Raw genomic sequence first — 18,136 nt, 5'->3', positions numbered from 1 at the left:
ATGAACGACGCGAGCCTGGCCGACGACCCGCACGCCGTCCGCATCACCACCGACGGCGTCCGCGCCGGCGTCACCCTCGACGGGCACGACGTGTCCGCGTCCCTGTCCGGCTACACGCTCGAGCACCGCGCCAACCAGCCCCCGCTGCTCGTTCTGTACGTCCGACCGCCCGTCGACGGCGTCGTCTTCGACGGCTACGCCCAGGTCGCCGTCGCCAGCGAGACCCCGCCCGGCGAGGCGATCGCCGCATTCCTCGCCAGCGTCGACCCGGCCCGCCTGCAGCAGGCCGCCCTGGCCCGCGACGACCTCGACGGCAGCCCCACCGAGCTGACCACCGCCATGCTCCGCCAGCTCACCGAGTGGGTCGGAGGCCGCACGTGATCGACCTGCGCTACCTGGGCGCGCTCGTCGAGGACCTGCTGATGGGCGACACCATCCAGATCAGCCGCCCCGCCGGGCCGCCCGTCCTCAACCCGGACACCGGTGAACTCGAGGACCTGCCGCCCCGCATCGTCTACGAGGGCCCCGGAGCCGTCCTCGACAGCACGGCTGCGCCCGGCATCACCGTGCCGGTCGCCGGCCAGCCGTACCCGGACGACCCCAAGACCACCTACCGGCTCCTCACCCCGACCGAGGCCCCGGTCGCCGAGCGCGACGACACCGTCCGGGTGGTGCGCGCCGCCCAGGACCCGGCCCTGCTTGGCCGTACCTGGCGCTGCACCCAGCCCGGCCTGGCCGCGACCGTCATCGCGGTCCGCGTGACCTGGCTGGACGAGAACAACCCGAGAGCAGGAGACGCGCCGTGAGCCCGACCAGGACCTTCACCGACCCCGACCAGCTCGCCGCCGCCATGGCCCAGGCCGCCGCCCGTGTCGGCCCCGCAACCGCCCGCGCCGTCGGGCACGAGGCCATGGTGCTGCAGGCTCTGATCCAGGCCGCCGCCAGCGGCCGGCCCGGGCCGAACGCCATCACCGGTCGTTACCGCGCCAGTTGGCAGGTCCAGGTCCGCCCCCGCCGTCACGGCGCCACCGCCACGGTGGGCACCTTCGCACCCCAGGCACGCCGCCTGGAACTGGGCTTCTACGGCGCCGACTCGCTCGGACGGGTCTACGCCCAGCCACCCTTCCCGCACGTTGCCCCGGCGCTCGCCCTCATCCAGCTCCGCTTCGCCGAGCGGATCGCCACCGCGGCGATGGGAGCCCTCGCGTGATCGAACGCCGCCTCGTCACCCAGGCGCTTCAGGCACTCCTTGCCACCGCGACCGGCAAACCGTGCGGCACCGGCGCGCTGCCGCAGGTCGACGGCAAGCCGGCCGAGCCGCCGTACTGCGTCCTACGCTCCCTGACCCTCACCCTGGACGGGGCCCCCTTCACCGACCTCCACGAGGACAGCATCACCCACTACCAGGTCGACTGCGTCGCCCGCACCCACGCGCAGGCCGAATGGCTCGCCGACCGGGTCCGCGCCGGCGTCCTCGGCCGCGACGAGCGCGGAGCATGGAGGCACGCCCTGACCGTGCCGGGCTGGACCTGCTACGCCCGGGAGCTCGCGCTCGACGCTGGCCCAGAGGACGACCCGGCCGCAGTTATCGTTTCTTATGTGATCAGGTTCCAGCTCTGCTGGACCCCGGCCGGGTAGCACCACCCCGGCCCGCTCCCGCACCGCGGCGGCCCCTTCGCGGACGTGCCACCAGCACCTGGTGGCCGACCTGCTCTGACACGCTCAGACCCGAGGGGCCTTCCCATGGCACTGCCCATCGCCAAGCCGGTCGAGAAGTTCTCCCGGCGCGGCGTCTCCGTCTTCCTGTGGCTGCCCACCATCGCTGACGAGGTGGGCCTCGTTCCGACCCGCGCCGAGCTCGACGGCGCCACCAACCTGTCCGCGGCGATCGCCAACATCTCCGGCTTCACCCTGGAGAACCAGAGCATCGAGACACCGGACATGAGCGACGACTTCGACTCGTCCATCCCCGGCTCCGACAAGGCCGAGGACTCCTCGTTCACCTTCTACGAGGACAAGACCACCGACGAGATCGAGCAGCTGCTGAAGAAGGGCACCGTCGGCAACGTCGTCATCCTGCGCAAGGGCGACGTCCCCGGCTCCAAGTCCATGGACGTCTTCCCGGTCCGCGTCGGCAGCCAGTCGCCCGCCTTCACCACCGACAACGAGGCGGCGAAGTTCGAGACAAAGTTCACCATCACCCGCCGCCCGGCCCAGGGTCTGGCCGTGCCCGCCGCCGGCGCCACCGTCACGAACACCGCGAAGAAGGAGCTGGCCAAGTGAGCGCCGCCGTCCACAACGAGCCGCCGGCCGCCGCGGTGGCCGCAGACGCGCACTGGTCGGCGAAGATGGCCCGGCTGCGGGCCCGCAAGGCCGCCGAGGTCCCGCTGTACCTGTGGCAGGACCCCGAGATCCGCGACCGGTTCGAGGAGGCCCGCCGGGAGGCCAAGAACCTGCGGCAGCTCGCCGACGCCGACCCGGACAACGCCGCCCTGGCCAAGGAGGCGAAGGCGGCCGAGGCCGCCCTCGAACAGGCCCGCGCCGCCTACGAGGCCGACTGCGAGGTCCTCACCTTCCGTGCGCTGCCCGGCGACGCCTTCACGGAGCTGGTCAAGCAGCACCCGCCGACCGAGGAGCAGGCCGAGAACGGGTCCGACTGGAACGAGGACACCTTCCCCGCCGCGCTCATCGCCGCGGCCAGCGTGGACGGCATGACCGAGGACGACGCCGCTGAACTGCTCGCCACCTGGGGCATGGCCGACCGCGTCGAACTCTTCCAGGCCGCGCTCGCCGCGCAGAACACCAAGCGGTCCGACTGGGGAAAAGGCTCCGGGCCGACCCGCAGCTGAGGGCCGAGCTCGAACTCTGCGACCGCTGGGGCATCCCGCACAGCCAGTTCCTCGGCGGCGACGGCACCTGGACCCCCATCGACCGGGCCAAAGCCCTCGCCTACCGCGAGCTGCAGCGGCTGACCTGCCCCGACTGCGGCACCCGAGGCGAGGAGTGGGACGAGGACGCCGGCGGCGACCGGTGGGCGTACGTCGGCACCACCTCCCGCTGCCCCGGCTGCGAGCTGATCGCCCACGAGCGTGACCACGTCCCCGAGGGCCAGCACGGCTACGGCGTGAAGGTCGGCCTCCTCCCCAGAGCACTGCACGAACAGCGCACCCGGGCGCGCACCCGCCGGGATCACCGCTCCTAGCAATCAGGAAGGAGCGCGGCGGTGGTCGCGTGGAACCTCTCCGTTGCCCTGACCGGCAACGGCGACGGGCTCGTGCGTGCCCTGAACCGCTCCCGCCGCGAGGCCCGCGACCTCTCCCGCGAACTCGCCTCCGTCCGCCGGGAGCTGGGCCGCCTCGGCTCCGGCGACCGCTCCCTGCGCTCGCTCACCACCAGCCTGCGCGGCGCGGCCACCCCCCTTCGCACCCTGCGCACCGGCGCGTCCGGAGCCAGCCGGGACCTGCGCCGCCTGGGCAACGACGCCACCCGCGCGGCCAGCGCCCAGCGCGCCAACGCCCGCGCCTCCCAGTCCGCCGCCAACGACCTGCGGGCCATGTCGCGGCAGATCCGCACAGCCAGCAACGACCTGGCGTCCCTGGCTCGGGCCGCACGCAACGCCGACAGCCGCCTGACCGGCGTCGGCCGCGGCGGCGCCCGCTCCATGCGCGAGACGGAGTCCGCCGCGCACCGCCTGCGCTCCGAACTCGCGGGACTGACCGGGCTGCTGGCCGGCGGCGGGCTCGTCCTCGGTCTGCACGAGCTGATCGAGAACGGCAACGAGTACCAGCGCGGGATGGCCACCTTCGGGGCGGTCACCGGCGCGTCGGCGTCGCAGATGCAGCGCGCCTCGGCCACCGCGAAGGCCCTGGGCGCCGACATGGAGCTGCCCACCGCCACCGCGGCCGGTGCCGCCGAGGCGATGGTCGAGCTGGCGAAGGCCGGCTTCAGGACGGACCAGGCGATCAGCGCGACCCGGGCATCCCTGCAACTGTCCGCCGCCGCGAACGTCAATGCCGCCGACAGCGCGAAGTACCTCGGCGACATGATGGACCAGTTCGCCATGGGCGCCGATCAGGCCGGCCGGGCGGCGGACATCCTCGCGGCGACCGCGAACAGCGCCTCCGGCGACATCATCGACATCTACTACTCGATGAAGTACGCCGGGCCGGTCGCCCACGGCCTCGGCATCTCCATGGAGGAGGCCGCTGCCGCGGTCGGCATGCTCGGCAAGGCGGGCATCCTCGGCCAGACCGCCGGCACGACCCTGCGCGGCATCTTCACCAACCTCGCCAAGCCCACGAAGCAGATGACCGAGGGCCTGCGCGAGATGGGCATCGAGGCGTGGGACGCCGAGGGCCGCTTCAAGGGCCTGCGGTACGTCATCGACAAGCTGAGCCACGCCCAGCACGAGATGTCGCAGCAGGACTTCACGGCTGCGGCGGCGAAAGCTTTCGGCAAGCCGGCGCTCTCCGGGGCGATCGCCCTCGCCCACCAGGGCGTCGTCAGCTTCGACGCACTCAACCAGGCCGTCAACCAGAACGGTGCCGCCGCCACCATCGCCGCGGCGAAGAACCAGGGCCTGGCCGGCGCGATGGTTCTGCTCAAGAAGCAGACCCGCCAGACCGGCCTGGAGATCTACGAGGGGCTCGCCCCCGGCCTGGAGTGGCTCACCCGCGGCCTGACCACCGGCATGGCCCGCGCCACGCCGTACATCACCGGCGCGATCCACTACGCCCGGGACCTGGCCACCCTGTTCGGCCCCGACCTGGCCGAGCAGGCCCGCGACGGCCTCGGCGGCCTGGTCGACCAGGCCAAGGAACTCCTCGACCCGCTCAAGGCGCTGGGGGAGACGGCGCTCGCCGACGGCCTGCACATCCTCATCAGCGCCGGCCAGGCCCTCATGACGGTCCTGGACCACCTCGCTGAGGGCGTCATCCCCATCGGCGAGGCGCTCGCCGACCTCGGCGACGAGACCGACGGCGCGGCCAACAGCCTTGACGTCATCATCCTGGTGCTCGACGCGGCAGCCTCCGCCGTCGAGGCGCTGTCCGGCGTCCTGGTTCCCGTCGGGCAGGTCATCGGCTGGCTCGTCTCAGCCTTCGGCGCACTGCCAGGACCGGTGCAGACCGCCCTGTTCGGGCTGCTGCTGTACCGCAAGGTCGGCCCGATCATGTCCGGCCTGGCCAGCACCATCACCGGCCGCGTGACCGGCGCCTTCAGCAGCCTCAACTCCCAGATGGCCGTGCAGCGCAGCCTCGCCGCCGCCTCCGGGCAGTCCATCACCCGCTACGGCGCCGCGTTCGCCGTGCTGCAGACCCGCGTGCCGATCATCGGCCAGATGGCCTCCTCGTTCCGGACCGCCTCCGCGGCCGGATCGGGTTTCACCGGCACCCTCAACGGCATCACCCGGGCCGCGGGCACCGGCCTGCGCGGCGCGATGACCGGCCTCATGGGCGCCATGGGCGGGCCCTGGGGCCTGGCGCTGGCCGGCGTCACCGTCGGCCTCGGCCTGCTCGCCGCCCAGCAGCAGAAGGCCGCGCAGGCCGCCGCAGAGCACCAGCAGCGCATCGCCGACCTCACCCGGGCACTGCGCGACTCCGGCGGCGTCATCGACGAGAACGTCCGGGCCGCCGCGGCCCAGACGCTCCTCGACTACAAGCTCCACGACAGCAAGGAGCGGCTCGTCGACGTCCTGGAGCAGTCGGGCGTCTCGATGCGGACCCTCACCGACGCCTACCTCGGGCAGGGCACCAGCCTTTCGTCGCTGGAGAAGAAGTACCGGGACCTGGCGGAGGCCAACAAGGAGTGGGTCGACTACGCCGGCGGTAAGGCGAGCAAGCTCGAGTACACCGACACCGGCGAGCGGTACAAGAAGGCCGCCGACGCGCTGAAGTCCATGCGCGGAGAGATGGAGCAGGGCGTCAAGGACGCCAAGCGGCTCGCCGAGGCGCAGAATCCTTCCGGCACGGCGCTGAGCGCCTACGACAAGCTCAAGCTCGCCGTCGGCGGGCTGGCCGACCGCACCGCCGACGCCGACCAGCGCACCCGTTCGCTGAAGGAAGCTCTCGACCTGCTCAACGGCGGGTCCGTCAGCGTGCAGGCCGCCCAGGCCCGCCTCAACGAGGCGATCCTCAACGCCAACGAAGCCGTCGATGACCAGATCAAGAAGTCCGGCGACTACGGCAAGAAGCTCCTCGGGCTCAACGGCACGCTGAACACGACCAGCCGCAACGGTCAGCAGCTGTTCCACAGCCTGAACTCCATCTCCGACGCCGCGGCCAGCAGTGCGATCGCCTCGTTCGACTTCGCCCAGAAGCAGGGCAAGGACCTGCCGGCCTCGCTGAAGGCCGCCCAGGCGGAGATGGAGAAGGCCCGCACCTCCGCGCTCAACCTGCTCCAGCAGTACGGCATCACCGGCGAGAAGGCCGAGGCGGTCGCCGACGCCATGGGCCTGATCCCCGGCCAGGTGTCCATCCTGCTCCAGACCAAGGGCGTGGACGAAGCGCTCGCCCAGCTGCTCGCCGTGCAGGCGGAGTACGCCCGCTTCCCCGACAAGCGGGAGATCAAGGTCGAGGCCCTCGGCGAGCAGGCGCAGAAGGAGCTGAAGAAGCTCGGCTACGCCATCGAGCTGATCCCCGGCACCCGCGAGTACAAGATCACCGCGCCCACCCTCGGTGCCCGCCAGCAGCTCGACGCGCTCATCCAGAAGATGTCCGCCGTCCCCAACAAGAACGTCAAGGTCAACGCCCTGACCTCGGCGGGCATCGCGAACCTGCGCCAGCTGCAGCAGAAGATCATGAGCACCAAGGGCCGCACGGTGACCATGCACGCCCTCACCGGTGACGCCCGCAAGGCCCTGGAAGACCTCGGTTTCAAGATCCGGGACACCAAGGGCAAGTCCGTCGAGATCACCATCCCCACCGGCGGACCCACCTCCGCCATCGGCACGATCCAGGGCGCCATCAACGGCCTGTACGGCAAGACCGTTCACGTCGGCATCTCCTACGACGGCCTCAACTCCGACGGCAGCCCGCACATCGCCGGCATGGGCCACTGGGCCAACGGCGGCGTCGTCGACTTCTACGCCGGCGGCGGCATCCGCAGCTTCGCCAACGGCTCCCCGGGCCGCAGCGAGAACCACATCGCGCAGATCGCCCCGGCCGGGAGCTGGAGGGTGTGGGGTGAGCCGGAGACTCAGGGCGAGGGCTACGTGCCTTTTGCCAGGTCGAAGCGCCCGCGCTCCCGGCGCATCACCGAGGAGATCGTGCGGCGCCTCGGCGGCGACCCCTCGGGCATCCAGTGGTACGCCGACGGCGGCCTGTCCGACTTCTCCTACACCCCGGCCTCGTACACGACGCTGTCGCAGATCGCGAGCGACTCGCAGAACAAGAAGGGCAAGTTCAGCCTCGACATCTTCGTCAAGAAGCTGCACCAGGCGTCCAAGGAGATGGCCCGGTGGCGGCGCGACCTGTCCACGGTCGCCCGGCGCGCCGGCACCGACGTGGCCAAGGCGCTCGAGGACATGGGCGAGGACGGCGTCGCCCTGACCCGGAAGATGGCCACCGGCTCCAGCAAGTACGTCCGCCAGATGACCAAGGAGCTCAAGGCCCTGGCGGAGGCGTCCAAGGCGAACCTGGGCGACTACACCGGCCAGCTCAAGAGCGCGGTGAAGGACCAGACGGCCTTCCAGCAGAACCTGGCCAAGCTCGCCGCGGCCGGCTACGGGGACCTCGCCGCGCGGCTGGCCGAGCAGGGCGACCAGGACGCCGCCGACCTCGCCGAGCAGGCGGTGAAGGACAAGAAGAAGGCCAAGGCCGCCAACGACGCCTCGAAGCAGGCCAAGGGCACGCTCTCCGACGAAGAGCTGGGCACGCTCGTGCAGATCATCAGCGCGACGAAGTCGGCGAAGACTGGCATCCACGACATCGCTGATGCGACCGGCCTAGACGAGGAAGAGATCATCACGGTGGCCGGCAAGGCCACCGCCCAGATCAAGAAGGCGCTCGGCTCGCGCGCCGATCGCCTGCTGTCCGACCTGTCGAAGGCCAAGAAGGGCCTGGCCTACGCCGACGGCGGCATCCGCGAGGGCATCTACGCGACCAGCAGCGGTCTGATCCGCTTCGCCGAGCCGAGCACCCAGGGCGAGGCGTACGTGCCGCTCGCGCTGAGCAAGCGCCCTCGGGCGACCGCCGTCCTCGCCGACGTCGCCGGCCGGTTCGGCTACGCCCTCACCGGCCTGCAGGACGCCGCGGCCGGCCGCGTGCAGGTCATCGTCGTCCAGCAGCCCGCACCGCTGATCGGCACTCAGACCATCCAGATCGACCGGCCCGGCGCCACCGAGCAGCAGATCGCCGCCGCGGTCGGCTACCAGCTGCGCCGGGCCCAGAGGGGCGGGGTGCAGCGCCGGTGAACGCCATCCTCAAGGACCACCAGCACGAACTGGGCGGCGTCGTCATCGGCGCCGGCACGCAGGTCGTCATCGCCAGCATCGAGGGCCTCGGCCGGGCGGAGGTGCGAACCGCCGACGTCGACCCGCCCAGCGGCGACGGCGTCTGGCTCGGCGCCGACTACTACGCCGGCCGCACCGTCCGCATCGACGCCGCGATCAAGACCCCTGGGGACCAGGCCACCGCGCTGGACGTCCTCGCCGCCCTGCAGCGCGCCCACGACGCCCCCGCACTGCGCCTGACCGGCGGCGCCACCACCCAGCTGCGGCTGAAGTTCCCCGGCCGGGACGTCCGCGTCCTCAACGGCCGCGTCCGCAAGATGGACGCGGATCTCGCCACGCTCGTGCACGGCTGGGTCCCGGTCGACATCGAATTCCTCGCCGCCGACCCCGTCTACTACGGCGACACCCTCCAGCACGCCACGCTTCCGCTCGACATGATCTCCGACGGCGGCTTCACCGCGCCGCTCGTCGCGCCCATCGTCGTCAACCCCGGCCCGAACGGATCCACCCGGCCCGGCTGGATCCACGTCGACGGCGCCCTGCCGACCTGGCCCGTCATCCGCGTCTACGGCCCCTGCGCCAACCCGCGCATCCTCCACGTCGAGACCGGGCGGGCCCTGCAGCTCAACACCGTCATCGACCCGGGTGACTGGATCGAGATCGACACCCGGCCCACCTGGCGATCGGTCCTGCGCCGCAACGGCGGCAACGCCGCCGCCGCGCTGACGGCGGCTTCCCGCATCGACACCTTCACCCTGCCGCCCGGCCTGAGCGAGCTGCGCTGGAGCGCCACCGACCCCACCAACACCGCCCGCCTGACCGTCACCTGGCGGCCGGCCTGGCCCACTCTGTAGAGGAGCGAGACCATGACGTTGGCCCAGGCGCCGCTGCTCACCAACGGCGCGACCCACTCCGCCCAGACCTTCCGCATGATGATCCGCGACCTGTCGCGCGGATCGGAGGGCGTGACCGAGGGCAACGACCTGAAGGTCACCCCGCTGACCGTCCCGGCCGGCGGAGTCCTGGTCGGCGACGGCTCCGGCATCATCCGCGGCCGGGCCGTGCCCTGGCAGGGCTACTACACCGCGTACAACATCGGCACCGAGCAGGTGCCGATCGCACCGACCGGCTCGACCCCGCGCACGGATATGGTCGTCCTGCGCGTCCTGGACCCGGAGTACGAGGGCAACCGCAACCCGGCCACCGACCGCATCGTGTTCTTCGACGTCATCTCCGGCGTCTCCAGCACGGCAACGACCCCGCCCGCCGGGTACTCCGCGATCCCGCTGGCCCGGGTGAGCCTGCCGGCGAACACCGGGACCGTCACGGCCGCGATGATCACGGACCTGCGGCGCATCGCCAACCCCCGGCGCGACCGGATCCTGCTGCCGTCCTTCCCGTCCGCCGCCAGCTCGCTGACGTACTCGGACAACAAGTGGCACACCTGGCCCGCCGCGGCGGCCTGGAACGTCGCCATCCCGTCCTGGGCCACCACCGCGAAGATCGTGCTCACGATCGCCGGGCTGCGCCTGACCAAGGCCGACGTGTTCGCGCAGATGCGGCAGAACCTCGGCAAGGACGTCGGGCAGGCCACCGTGATCGACGACGACCAGGGCAACAACACCCGCCGCAACACCGTCGTGCTGGGCGACACCATCAGCATCTCCGCCGACGCCCGCGGTACGACCCAGCGCCTGTACGTCGAGACGTACATGTACAAGTCCCCGACCGGAGACCTCACCGTCGACGGCGGCACCAGCATCTTCGCGGACATCGAGTTCAACGAGGGCGTCATCTGATGACGGCCTACCGCTACTTTGCCCAGCACGCCCTCACCGGCGAGATCATCGCGCCGGACGTGCCCCTGAGCGACGTCGAGTTCGGCCCCGAACTCAACGGCCCCGGCTCGCTGACCGCCAAGCTCGCACCCCGCTTCGCCCGTTCCCTGCCCGAGGTCGCCGACGAGGGCAACGTGCTGCTGTACGCCGAGCGCGACGGACACCTGCGCTGGGGCGGACTGCTGTGGCAGGCCACCCCCGAGAACCGCACGCTCTCCCTGGAGGCCGCCAGCTGGTCGTCGTACCTGCAGCGCCGCCACGACATCCACGGCGAACTCAACGGCCGCGGCCCGTACGTAAACGCCGACCCCTGCAAAGTCATCCGGGACATCTGGGCTTACGCCCAGTCCCTGCCCGACGGCGACCTCGGCGTGGTCGTCGACCCCACCACCTCCACCGCCAAGGTGGGCACCACAGCCGAGCCGCTGAAGTTCTCCTGGTGGGAGGAGCCCGTCCTCGGCGACGCTATCGACGACCTCGTCTCCGCGGACGACTCCCCGGACTACACCTGCGACACCTACTGGGGCCCGAACGGCACCATCGTGCGCCGCGTCCGCCTGGGCTACCCGCGCCTGGGCACCCGCCGCACGGACGTGACGTTCTCCAGCGGGGTCAACATCCTCGACGCCCCGCCCGTACCGCGCTCCGCCGACGAGTACGCCAACACCGTCATCGCCACCGGCGCAGGCGAGGGCCGCTCCAAGCGCCGGCACATCGACAGCGTCCGCGACGGTCGCCTGCGCATGGAGACCGTCCTGGCCCTGCCCGACGTCAAGGGCAAGGACATCCTCGCCAAGCGGGCCGCCGCCGAACGCAAGCGCCGCCAGGTCCGCGGCACCGTCGAGCAGATCCGCATCCGCCCCGACCACCCGGCCGCCCCGCTGGGCTCCTTCCAGGTCGGCGACGACATCTTCACCCGGGTCCACAACGACTGGACTTCCTACGCCGGCTGGATGCGCGTCACCGGCTGGACTGTCCGCCCGGGCGGCAACGACGGCGAGACCGTGACCGTGACCCTCGCCCGGGCCGACAGCTTCCACTACGGGGCCGCCGCATGAGCAGCTTCGACATCGGCGCGCGCCTGGCCCGCATCGAGCGGCAGCTCGTCAACCTGCAGCGGGCCAGCCGCCTGAGCAGCGCTTCCCTGGAAGACACCGCGCTGGAGGTGTACGACGGCGACGGCTCCCTGCGCGCCGTCATCGGCCAGCAGCCCGACGGCACCACCGCCGTCACTATCGTCAACGCGCCGCCCCCGCCCGCCCCCAGCCAGCCGACCGTCACACCGGTGCTCGGCGGGGTGGCCGCCGCGTGGGAGGGCACCTTCGCCGACGCGGTCGCCGCGCCGCTCGACTTCGCCCGCATCGAGGTCCACGCCTCCGCCCAGGCCAACTTCGAGCCCACCGCCGCGACCCTGCGCGGCACGCTCGAATCCCCGCGCGGCGGCACGCTCACCGTGCCGGCCGACCAGCCGCTCTACGTACGCCTGGTCGCCCGCAACACCTCCGGCGCCGCGTCCAGCCCCTCGGTGCAGAGCGGGCCGGTCGGTCCGGCCCCCGTCGTTGCGCAGGAGGTCCTCGACGGCATCATCGACGAGACGGCGCTCGCCGACGCCGCCGTGTCACAGGCGAAGCTGCAGATCGGTGCGGTCGGCCACAACCAGCTCGCCATCGGCACCGGCAACCTCATGCCGGACCCGAGCTTCGAGGGCCCCTTCACCGAGCAGCTCGTCGCCCAGAACCCCCAGTGGCGCCTGGTCGCGGGCAACGGTTCCCCGCGGGCCCTGCGCGTGGACGGCACCAGCCCCACGCCCATCTCCCCGAGCATGCTCGTCACCGAGCTGGCCGTCTCCCCCGGGGACCGGTACTTCCTCGCCTTCGACTACCGCGTCTCCGCCGACTGGGCGGGCAACTCGGTCCGCTTCTACCTGCGCTGGCAGGACGCCACAGGAGCCGTCCTCGGCTACGGCACGGTCATCGCCACGCCTACACCCGGCGCCGAGTGGGCCCGCGCCAGCACGCAGGTGCAGGCCCCGGCCGGCACGGTCGCCGCCACCGTGTGGCTGCAGAACTTCCAGGGCACCGCGGGCACCGCCGACTTCGACAACGCCCACATCCGCAGCGTGATCGCCGCCGGCATGGTGCTGGCCGAGTCCATCGGCACGTTGGAACTCGCCGCGGGCGCCGTGACGGCAGACAAAGTCACGGCGAAGACGCTCACCGCCCGCGAGGTCAAGGCGCTGTCCCTGACCGGCGACGAGATCGCCACCAACACGCTGGTCGCCCGGCACATCGCCGTCGGCGCGCTGAACGCCTCCCACCTGGCCATCGGCACGAACGGCAACCTGGTCGCGGATCCCTCGTACGAGACCGGCTACATCGCTGCGCTGCTGAACAATCCGGCGCTGGCCGCGGTCGAGGCGGGCGGCAACAACTCCGCGAAGTGCCTGCGCATCACCGCGACCGCGAGCCAGTACGTCTACGTCCAGCACGCCACCTCACCAGCGCTTCCCGGCGAGCGGCTGTGGCTGGCGGCCGACTACAAGGCCACCGCCGACCTGGTCGGCGGGAAGGTCCAGCTGTACGCGGGCTTCTACGACGAGGCGGGTACCCGGCTGTCCTCCGACGGCCTGTCGGTCACGACCCCCGTGGTCGACGGCACCTGGCAGCGCATCGCGAAGATCGTCACCATCCCGGCCGGGGCCTCCCGGGTCAACATCCGCGTCGGCTACGACGCCTCCGCCTCCACCACCGCGGCCGGCAACGTCTACTTCGACAACCTCGAACTGCGCCCCCTGCTGGCCGGCCCCGGCACCGGTGCGCGGGCCGAGCTGTCCCCGATGGGCCTGCGGCTGTACGACGAGGACGGCGAGGAAGCCGTCAGCCTCGTGACGGGGATGCCGAACTACCTGACGCTGCGCACCAACGGCACGTCGGTCGCCACCATCGACCAGGACGGAAACGCGGGATTCGCCGACCTGGCGGTGGCCGGCGATCTCACCATCGGCGGCGACCCGATCGACAAGTATTTCGGCAACGCGCCCCGCGGCCTGGTCGCCGTCGACTACCAGGCAACCACGGTCACCGCGGGCACCACCGACTACGGCTTCGTGGAGCTGTCCTTCACCGCCGACACCAGCCGTATGTACCGGGTGGTCCTCGACGTCTACTCCCAGGGCTCCGCCGCCGGCGGCGATCTCGTCCTCGCGCTGAGGGACGGCGGGGCCAACACCCCGGCCATCGGCTCGCCACAGATCCAGTCCGCCATCTACCCCATCACCAGTACCAGCCTGAAGCGCGTCCGACTGGAGACGATCCGCTCCGGGGCGTCGTTCGGCGCCGGCCTGCACCGGCTGCTGGTCACCTTCCGCTGCCAGGGCGGCCCCTCTGGGCAGACGGTGAAGCTGACCGGCGGGTCGTCGTACCCCGGCGTGATGTACATCGAGGACGTCGGCCCGTACATCGCCGAGACCGGCCAGTACAACACGGGTGGCGGGACGACGACGCCGCCCAAGCAGACGTACACCAAGACGTACTCGGCCAGCTGGTCGGGCAGCTACGCCAACCGCTCCGGATACAACTCGTACTACGGCAACCAGTGCCTGCAGGGCTACTACTCGAGCACCAACGGCATGCAAGCCGCCTTGATCGGTTTCCCGTCGTCGCTGGCCACGGACCTGTCCGGCGCCGTCATCCAGAAGGCGGAGGTGTACTTGTACTTTGCACACTGGTACTACAACGACGGCGGAAAGGCCGTGATCAAGGCCCACAAGCACACCTCGAGGCCCAGCACGTTCAGCTGCGACGCCGAGTCCCAGACCATCAGCTGGGGCAAGAACGTGGGTAAATGGGTTGATATCACCGCCGTTTTCGACTCCACGTCGTGGCGCGGGATCGCACTGGACCCGAACAACTCCGACAAGACGTACTACGGGCGGGCCATGGGCGTCGGCGAGACCTACCCGCCCAAGCTGCGCGTCACCTACGTCAAGTAGCCCGCCCTGCACGCGGGGCGGGCCCCCACCGGGCCCCACCTATCATTGATCACGGCACCTGCGGGCGACCCTCCGCCCGGACGCCACCGCTTCGCGGTCCGCACCACACCCCGAGGGATCTGCCCGAGCTCGCCGAACGCGAGCCGGGGGACACAGCCCACCAGGGCGCGGGGGAGAAGCGGAACAGTCGGTGCCCACCACGCACGGCGTTCTCGTACGCCACTACACCCCACACCCGGCGCTCGGCCGCCACCAGGTCCTCGACGCGCGCTCGCTCGCCTACCGGCGGCGTCACCGCGGCGAGGCGCTGCGCCCGGTGCACTGGCAGCCGGCCATTCCGGTGCTCAACCAGCAGGACCTCGCCGCGCAGGGCATCCGCACCTCCGCCGAGGTCCCCGGCGCACCCGACGTCGACGCCCTGGGCTCGTGCACCGCGAACGCCGCGGCGGCGGCCCTGTCCGTCCTGCTCGCCCCCGAGGCCCTGAAGCGGGCGGGCCTGCCCGTCGACGACGCGGCCGACGCTGAACGGTGGGCGATCCGCCTGTACTCCGAGGCCACCAAGGTCGACGAGTTCCTGCCCTACCAGTGGCCGCCCGCCGACAGCGGCAGCTCCGGCCTCGGCGTCGCCCGCGCCCTGAAGGCCCGCGGTCTGGTCCGCTCCTATTCCCACGCCCTGGACGCCGACGCGATCGCCGCGGCGCTGCAGGACGGGCCCCTCCTGCTCGGGCTGCCCTGGTTCAACGCCTGGTTCACCCCGGGCCCGGACGGCTTCGTCGACGCCGTCCCGTACTGGCGCACCTCCGGCCTGGCCGGCGGCCACGAGGTGTGCGCCATCGGCCTCGAGGAGGTCGCCCAGTACGCCAACGGCAGCGTCATCCCGGAACGCACCGTCCTGCGGGTGCGCAACTCCTGGGGCCCGGGCTGGGGCAGCGGCGGCGACTTCTTCCTGCGCCTTTCCACCTACGTCGCACTGCGCGAGCAGATCGACGCGATCCAACTCCACTGACGAGGAGCGTCATGACCACCTTCCACGCTGCCGTCGTCCACCCCGACCAGTCCGTCACCTACTGCGGTGAGGTCAGCCAGGAGCACGTCGACGAGGCCCGCGCCATCGCGGCCATCGAGAGCACCCCGCGCTTCGCCCGCGAGCACCCCAGCCGCCCCGGCTCGGTCTTCGTGCTGCGCGAAGACGGCGACCTGGACTGGTACGAGCCGGTGGGCGCCGAGCCGTTCACCGTGCGGGCCCCGGCGACCGAGCCCTCCATCGGGATCGGCTCCCTCACCTCCGACGACGTGCCCGCCGCCGACGAGCTGCCGCGCGGCGCCAGCGGCACCGTGTGGATCGCCGGCGCGATCCGGTTCGGCGACGGCGTCATCGGCGGCGCCATGGACACCCCCGGCAACCCGCCCCGGGTCGTGCACCACACCACCGAGTCCCCGGCCGGCGGCAAGTACCTGGAGTCGGTCGCCTCCTACCTGATGAAGGTGGCCTCCGAGCCGCAGCTCATCTACTGCCCGGTCACCGACCGGGTCGGGCAATTCGGGCCGCTGAACCAGAGCGCCCGGGCACTGCGCAACGACGGCAGCCGCCGCACCAACAGGGAGGGCCGCGTCTGCATCCAGATCGAGGTCCTCGGCCGCGCCGCGCAGCCCTGGACCGCTGGCTGGGACCCGGCGAAGAAGCCGGGCTGGCAGAAGATCCTGGCCGCCGCCCGCTCCTGGGGTGTCCCGGACGTCTTCCCGGCCGGACCGCCGCCGAAGTACCCGAGCGGCTTCTCGGCACGCTCGCGCAGCATCTGGCAGTCCAAGGGCGGCCACTTCGGGCACGTCGACGTCCCGGGCAACGACCACGGCGACCCCGGTTCCATCGACGTGGTCAAGGTGCTCTACAAGGCCACCACCCCGGCCCCCAAGCCCGACCCGGCCAAGCCGAAGGTCAGCGTCGCCCACCTGGTCGCCGCCGCGCGCAAGGACGTTCCGGCCGCGGACGGCCACACGACCTACCCGGGCGAGGTCCGCATCGTCGAGAACGCCCTGGTGGCCGAGGGGCTCCTCGCGCGCCGGTACGCCGACGGCTCCTTCGGCTCCAAGACCGTCGCCGCGTACGCCGCCTGGCAGCGCAGCAAGGCCGGCGGCTCCTACACCGGCGACGCCGCCGACGGCATCCCGGGCCTGTCCTCGCTGACCCGCCTGGCCGCCCGGCACGGCTTCACCGCAGCCCCCTGACAACCCCCACGGGAGATCACTCATGTCGCAGAAGTCCGCCACCGGCGCCCTCGCCGACGTCGCCGAGCGCACCGTCCTGACCTACGTCGAGGCGTTCCTCGGCCTGCTGCTGGCCGGCGCCACCACCGACATCGTCGACCTGTCGGTTCTGCAGTCCGCGGCCGTCGCCGCGATCCCGGCCGCGCTCACCGTCGTCAAGGGCGCCATCGGCACCCGCCTCGGCCAGATCGGCACCGCCTCCTGGCTGCCGGCCAAGTCCGACCCGACCATCCGCCTCTAGCCGAACAAGGAGTCCGCCCATGCCCGACGGAGAGGTGGCTCTCGCGCTGTCCGAACTGCGTCGCAGCCTCGAAGTCGGGCTGGCGGGCATCGACGGCCAACTGGCCCTCCTCGTCCAGCGTCACGACCAGACCGATAAGGACGTCGAGGACCTCCAGCAGCGCGTCGCCGCGCTGGAGCGGAACCGCTGGCCCCTGCCAACCCTCAGCGTCCTGATCGCCCTCGGCGCCCTCCTGGTAGGCGCCTGGGGAGCCTTCGGCCGCTGACCTCATCGCTAGGAGTCCTCGTGACCTGGGCCGATGCCATCTGGGGCGCGCTGCTGCTGGTCGGCGCCGTCTACGAGGCGTTTGCCATCGGCAACCGCCTCGACGGCGACACGCTCTCCGAGCGGCTGCGGGCGTGGCTGCGCACCCGGACCCGCACCGGCCGGGCGGTCTTCCTGGCCGTCTGGCTGGCGCTGGCCGTCTGGTTCCCCCTGCACATCACCGAAGTCATCTGACCCACACCCCCAGAGAGGCCCCGCTGCGTTTCCGTATCCGCCGCGCCGCCGCCGCGCTCGTCGCGTCCATCGCCCTGCTGCTCACCACCTCGGCTGACGGAGGCAGCAGTCAGGGTCGGTAGACCAGCGTGTAGCGCTCGGCGAGCACGATCGTCTCCAGCACGCGCGCCGGGCCCGCCTTCGGCCGCTCCACGCGGGTTGCCACGGTGACCGGCTGGCCGACCACGCCCTCGAGCGCACGGGCCTCCGCGTCCAACGCCGGCCGGGCGGTGATCTCCTCCTCTACCTCGGCGGCCTCTGCCTTCCCGCTCGGCAGCGCGTGCACGGTCAGCAGCTGGACCGCCGCCCCGTCGTGCCGGAACAACCGCACGGTGCGCCTGACCTTCCGGCCGGCCTTGATACCCAGCGCCCGGGCCACGGGCGCAGGCGCCGGGACGCTCGCCTCCGCCTCCACCTCGACGACGTCCGGGAACAGCCCCGACTCGCCGACCTCCAAGCGGAACACCGGCTGCTCCCGGCCCTCCGGCTCCTGGTGGACCAGTCGCTGCGGCTCCGGCCGCTCCCGAACGTACGTGCCGTCGCCGGTCCGGGCAATGAGCAGCCCCTCCGCGACCAGGACCTTGCGCGCCTCCAGGATCACGGTGTCCGAGACGCCGAACTCCTCCTGCAGCTCCGTCAACGACGGAATGCGGTCACCCGGCTGGAGCCGCCCGTCAGCGACACGGTCGCGCAGTTCCTGGGCGACGCGCCGGTAGGCCGTCGTGCGCCTGGCCACAGAGTCCCCTCGCTCATCTCACACGTCTCACGCAATCGCACAGGCTCTGGGGGTGGGCACCACCCCACACGAGGACGCG

17 protein-coding genes are annotated in these 18,136 nt (G+C 71.8%); 16 read left to right on the top strand and 1 reads right to left on the bottom strand.

Annotated elements, in window-relative coordinates; translation table 11 throughout:
- From AC07FJ_RS31795 to AC07FJ_RS31720, 16 genes are all read left to right on the top strand, one after another.
- On the top strand, nt 1–381 hold the full coding sequence (locus AC07FJ_RS31795) for a hypothetical protein (protein WP_479052667.1): 381 nt from the start codon (nt 1–3) through the stop codon (nt 379–381).
- A complete protein-coding gene (locus tag AC07FJ_RS31790; RefSeq protein ID WP_479052666.1) occupies nt 378–806 on the top strand; it encodes a DUF6093 family protein in 429 nt (142 codons plus the stop codon). Before AC07FJ_RS31795 ends, AC07FJ_RS31790 begins: the two co-directional genes overlap by 4 nt.
- A complete protein-coding gene (locus AC07FJ_RS31785; protein WP_479052665.1) occupies nt 803–1,210 on the top strand; it encodes an HK97 gp10 family phage protein in 408 nt (135 codons plus the stop codon). The genes AC07FJ_RS31790 and AC07FJ_RS31785 overlap by 4 nt, the downstream gene beginning before the upstream one ends.
- Nucleotides 1,207–1,638 carry a hypothetical protein gene (locus AC07FJ_RS31780; protein ID WP_479052664.1) on the top strand — a complete coding sequence of 144 codons (432 nt, stop codon included), beginning with the start codon at nt 1,207–1,209 and terminating at the stop codon, nt 1,636–1,638. Before AC07FJ_RS31785 ends, AC07FJ_RS31780 begins: the two co-directional genes overlap by 4 nt.
- 105 nt (nt 1,639–1,743) lie before the next feature.
- Entirely contained in the window at nt 1,744–2,283 is a 540-nt protein-coding gene (locus AC07FJ_RS31775) for a phage tail tube protein (protein WP_479052663.1), read from the top strand.
- Complete coding sequence (locus AC07FJ_RS31770) at nt 2,280–2,849, top strand: hypothetical protein (RefSeq protein ID WP_479052662.1); 570 nt, start codon at nt 2,280–2,282, stop codon at nt 2,847–2,849. The genes AC07FJ_RS31775 and AC07FJ_RS31770 overlap by 4 nt, the downstream gene beginning before the upstream one ends.
- A gap of 374 nt (nt 2,850–3,223) precedes the next feature.
- The gene (locus tag AC07FJ_RS31765; protein ID WP_479052661.1) at nt 3,224–8,410 is read left to right on the top strand and encodes a phage tail tape measure protein; all 5,187 of its coding nucleotides are present in this window, start codon (nt 3,224–3,226) and stop codon (nt 8,408–8,410) included.
- Nucleotides 8,407–9,303, top strand: coding sequence for a phage distal tail protein (locus AC07FJ_RS31760; RefSeq protein ID WP_479052660.1), 897 nt, complete (start codon nt 8,407–8,409; stop codon nt 9,301–9,303). Before AC07FJ_RS31765 ends, AC07FJ_RS31760 begins: the two co-directional genes overlap by 4 nt.
- Nucleotides 9,304–9,315: 12 nt before the next feature.
- Nucleotides 9,316–10,248 (top strand): hypothetical protein, encoded by a 933-nt coding sequence (locus tag AC07FJ_RS31755; protein WP_479052659.1) that lies wholly within the window; start codon nt 9,316–9,318, stop codon nt 10,246–10,248.
- Entirely contained in the window at nt 10,248–11,345 is a 1,098-nt protein-coding gene (locus AC07FJ_RS31750) for a hypothetical protein (protein ID WP_479052658.1), read from the top strand. The genes AC07FJ_RS31755 and AC07FJ_RS31750 overlap by 1 nt, the downstream gene beginning before the upstream one ends.
- Nucleotides 11,342–14,278, top strand: coding sequence for a hypothetical protein (locus AC07FJ_RS31745; protein WP_479052657.1), 2,937 nt, complete (start codon nt 11,342–11,344; stop codon nt 14,276–14,278). Before AC07FJ_RS31750 ends, AC07FJ_RS31745 begins: the two co-directional genes overlap by 4 nt.
- Nucleotides 14,279–14,468: 190 nt before the next feature.
- Complete coding sequence (locus tag AC07FJ_RS31740; RefSeq protein WP_479052656.1) at nt 14,469–15,284, top strand: hypothetical protein; 816 nt, start codon at nt 14,469–14,471, stop codon at nt 15,282–15,284.
- Nucleotides 15,285–15,295: 11 nt separating this feature from the next.
- Nucleotides 15,296–16,504, top strand: coding sequence for a peptidoglycan-binding protein LysM (locus AC07FJ_RS31735; RefSeq protein ID WP_479052655.1), 1,209 nt, complete (start codon nt 15,296–15,298; stop codon nt 16,502–16,504).
- 22 nt (nt 16,505–16,526) lie between these two features.
- A complete protein-coding gene (locus AC07FJ_RS31730) occupies nt 16,527–16,784 on the top strand; it encodes a hypothetical protein (RefSeq protein WP_479052654.1) in 258 nt (85 codons plus the stop codon).
- 19 nt (nt 16,785–16,803) lie between these two features.
- On the top strand, nt 16,804–17,049 hold the full coding sequence (locus tag AC07FJ_RS31725) for a hypothetical protein (RefSeq protein WP_479052653.1): 246 nt from the start codon (nt 16,804–16,806) through the stop codon (nt 17,047–17,049).
- A 20-nt stretch (nt 17,050–17,069) separates the two neighbouring features.
- On the top strand, nt 17,070–17,282 hold the full coding sequence (locus AC07FJ_RS31720; protein ID WP_479052652.1) for a hypothetical protein: 213 nt from the start codon (nt 17,070–17,072) through the stop codon (nt 17,280–17,282).
- Nucleotides 17,283–17,391: 109 nt separating this feature from the next.
- Here AC07FJ_RS31720 and AC07FJ_RS31715 read toward each other — a convergent pair whose 3' ends face one another.
- Nucleotides 17,392–18,057 (bottom strand): GntR family transcriptional regulator, encoded by a 666-nt coding sequence (locus AC07FJ_RS31715; protein ID WP_479052651.1) that lies wholly within the window; start codon nt 18,055–18,057, stop codon nt 17,392–17,394.
- Nucleotides 18,058–18,136 lie beyond the last annotated feature (79 nt).

Source organism: Streptomyces sp. NPDC045998 (genome assembly GCF_056430285.1).
The sequence above is the reverse complement of the archived record's forward strand: the minus strand, read 5'-3'. Positions and strand labels throughout refer to the sequence as shown.